Source organism: Candidatus Methylacidithermus pantelleriae, assembly GCF_905250085.1.
Classification (GTDB): Bacteria; Verrucomicrobiota; Verrucomicrobiia; order Methylacidiphilales; family Methylacidiphilaceae; genus Methylacidithermus; species Methylacidithermus pantelleriae.
The window spans coordinates 1-3,235 of record NZ_CAJNOB010000059.1 but is presented as its reverse complement, the minus strand read 5'-3'; the positions used below and the strand labels follow the sequence as shown (position 1 = coordinate 3,235).

2 protein-coding genes and 1 pseudogene are annotated in these 3,235 nt (G+C 55.2%); 2 read left to right on the top strand and 1 reads right to left on the bottom strand.

The window, feature by feature from the left end:
• Window positions 1–1,141: sulfotransferase family protein (locus KK925_RS09870; protein WP_174583571.1), on the bottom strand; the 1,141-nt coding region annotated here is incomplete at its 3' end.
• Between the two features lie 1,252 nt (window positions 1,142–2,393).
• Here KK925_RS09870 and KK925_RS09865 point away from each other — a divergent pair.
• Window positions 2,394–2,672, top strand: coding sequence for a hypothetical protein (locus KK925_RS09865; RefSeq protein WP_174583570.1), 279 nt, complete (start codon window positions 2,394–2,396; stop codon window positions 2,670–2,672).
• Between the two features lie 284 nt (window positions 2,673–2,956).
• Window positions 2,957–3,235, top strand: a pseudogene (locus tag KK925_RS09860) (IS1634 family transposase); the annotation flags it as partial.

The following is a 3,235-nucleotide window of genomic DNA, read 5'->3' as shown; positions in this document are numbered from 1 at the left end:
CCGGCCCTCCGGTCACTCGCTGGATATCCTTCGGGAACACAAAGCTCCCAAGCTCCTTCTTTTCCGAAGCAGAAAGGAATCTCAGGGACGCAAGTCGCACCACCCCAATCTGATTCAGGGGATCGATCCGAAGCGCTCGATGACGAAGTCCTTCGGTGTGAAAAATTGGAATTTCTAGCCGATCCCATTCTCCGGGAAAAAGAAGAAAACATCCTGCTCCAATACCTTCCTCTTTCCCGACTGGCACAGTCACGCGACAGAAAGGGACTGGAGCAACCTTCGTGGCCGCAAGGACCCGCTGTTCCACACGACGCCGGTGCGATCGTGCCTCTTCTTCTAAAAACGAGGCATACTCTTGCCACACACTCAAAGCCAGTTCCCTCGGCCAGTAACCCTGTGCAGCAGCCTCGTAGAGTTCATCCAAACGACTCTTCGAAGTATTACCCCCCTTTTTGACACGTGTGTGATGCCTAAGTTTAGGATCCAAAAACCCAAGGATATCCTCTCGTGCATGCCAAACCGGGAGAGGAAAAGAAAATCCCAATCGGTTTTCCAGGTTTTGGAGCTCTCCCACTGGATCCGCTAGAAGTTTCTCATATGTTAGGATGACTCTACGGGAACCCTGAGTTCGCTCGAGACTCTCCCCTGTATAGACGCACCACAAAGCCCTTCCCTGCTTCAGCTCCATCCCATCGCGTGCGGCAAGAGACTGAGCGACCTCTTCGGGATGGCGGATCATTACAATGAATCGAGGGTCGACACCAAGCTCGGCCCACACCGAAGTCCACAGGGGAAGTAGGCGGCACGTTCGGGGATCTTTCACGAACCAGAGCGGAAGGTTGGCCGTTTCCGCCTGGAGCCATTCCAACAGTCTTCGCCTTGCTTTGGCAAACGCCTCCGTATGTTCCCAACCCTCTGGGAGGGGCGCTACCATATCCCACGATCGACCCAGCTCGTTAAGCAAAAGGTCGTGGATCAGGGTGAGCTTGGTCGTTTCCCAGAAACCCAAGGGATTATCATCGGCCGGCGGGAGCTTTTCGCCGGGCAACGGCACCCCCAGCCGTACTAGGCATCCCGCCAGCGCCGAGGTGCCACTCCGGTGCATGCCCAAGATAACAAGACAGAGGGAGGAGGAACTCACGATCTCTCAGCTCTTTTTTTTAACTGCCTGGTTGCGGGATCCGGACCACCTATGAAAGCAAGGTGGCGATCAAGCCTTCGCTCGGCCGGTTAATCCCCTGCCAAATCCCGTTTACGGTTTTTCTCTTTTCTATCTACCCCTTTTCTGCAAGCAAGTCTTTCCGTCTTTGCCACCGCCCCCAAACGGTCCATCCGCCGATAAAATCCGGACCCTTTCTGCTCCCGGAGGTGCGTTTTTCGGGTTCGGCGCTTTTTCATCGGATAAAAACCTCCCAAAGACGTGACCGCCATCCCTTCCCGGCTCTGCACTTGTCAATTCCGTGCGGGCAAGCCGACCGGGCTTTCGCAGTGTTTTTGTCCAGAGCCAAGCGCGTATGAAGGAAAATCGGCCATTTTGGCGATGACTTCATGGGTAGAGGTAATCAGGATAATGCTAGCTTCTCTTCCTTCACACCCTGCGGCTTCGTTCGAAGGGAGAGGACAGCGATCAAGCTATACGCGCTTGGTGGAAAGCTCATCCGAGAAAGACCGGGTCAAAAAGAGGCTTTTCACCCCTGTTGAAGCCAAGGATGTTTTTGGCCGCTCATCTGGAAGGGCCCGTAGAATTACTTAGCCGGAAGCCCTCGGGTTCCGGAGAGAGGCTCCCAGCCGGGGAAGTCAATAGCTTGGCAAGCGCGACTGGCTTGTTAGACACCTCGAGTGAGAGCACGTTTCGATGAGTTTTTAGCGGAAAAGCGCTCGATGGGCCCAAGCTTGCCTTCCTCAGGTTTTTGATCTTTGTAGCGGCAACTCAAGGACTTATGGAAAAGTGTGTAGGGTCAATGTGTGAAGAGGTTCTGAATGTAAGCTCTAGGCATGTATATCCAGGACCTCCGTGCCGATCGCGACGGGAAGATGTGCCGGGAAGTGGGGGTTCGGCCGTCCTCCCGGGTGAGGAAAAGGTGAAGACAAGGAACTAGGCCCATGAAAGGCGGCTCCCGGTCAAAACGCAAAAGCTTGTTCGCGCAAGTGTAAAAAGGGCAGAAGCTTGTGCGCCTGGAGGGCTTACAGGTGGGGGAGGCCTTCGATGATGGGGAGTTCGGGGTATCGGAAGAGGTGTCGCGAAGGTGGCGTCTCGAGGAAGTGCTTGCAGGGGTGAGAAGGGAGCGGAAGCGGCGGTTGGGTAAAGTGATCTCTTTTGGTGCGGATTTTTTTCCCTCTTTCCAAGTGTGCGTTGCGGGAGAAAGCAAGGCGGAGGGTTGTAACGGAATCCTGTGGGGTGCAAAGCAAAGGACTTGGAGGAAGAGGAGCTATACCGGACGATGGGATGGTTGAAAGCGGGTTTGGAGCTGGGTGGAAAAGAAGCTCTCTATCGCGAGGGTCGCCTTCGGAGAGCGAGTCTTGTGCTGTATGATCTTTCCCGTGTGTCCTTTGAGGGGGAGGGCCGGAGGGACTGGCCCGTTATGGAGAGAGCCGGGATCACCGAGCGGATCGGCGCCCAGTTGTTCTTCCAGATTGGGACCCATGCTCAAGGAGTTCCGGTTTTCTTGTAAAAATTTTTGCGGGCAAACGGGGCGGATTCGAAGAGTCTTCTAGGGTTGCTCGTGATACTCCAACGACGATTGGGGATCGAAGAAAGAACGTTTCTTTTTGATGGAGGAAGGGAAAAGCCCGTTGAGCTTGGAAGCGCTGGAAGGAGAGGGGGTTTCCGTATGTCGCCTTGAGCCAAGTGAGGCCAGGCTCTACGAGTGATTCTTGGAATCCTCCCAAAGATCGGGAGCCTTGGCTTGCCGACCGGAGTCAAGGGATCGAGGTGGAAGGCAATGCGGTTCGATAGGTGATTGCAGGAGGAGAATGGCGAGGCTTCAGGGATCGAGCCCTCCTGGAAAGCCGGGTGGCTTCTGCCCAGGAGGTGTTGGCCGAGATTCCCAAAACGATCGCGAAAAAAAGCCAATCCGGTCACACTGGGGTATCCGGTCCGTTGGGGCGTTCTTTTGCCTCCAAGCCCATCAATCCTTTGGAGTACGGGGTCGACCCTGAGGGCCGCTTGTGGTGGAAACGTAACGAGAGAAGCGGATCCCTAAAAGAAGCGATCGATGGCTGCTGCCTCCTGGAG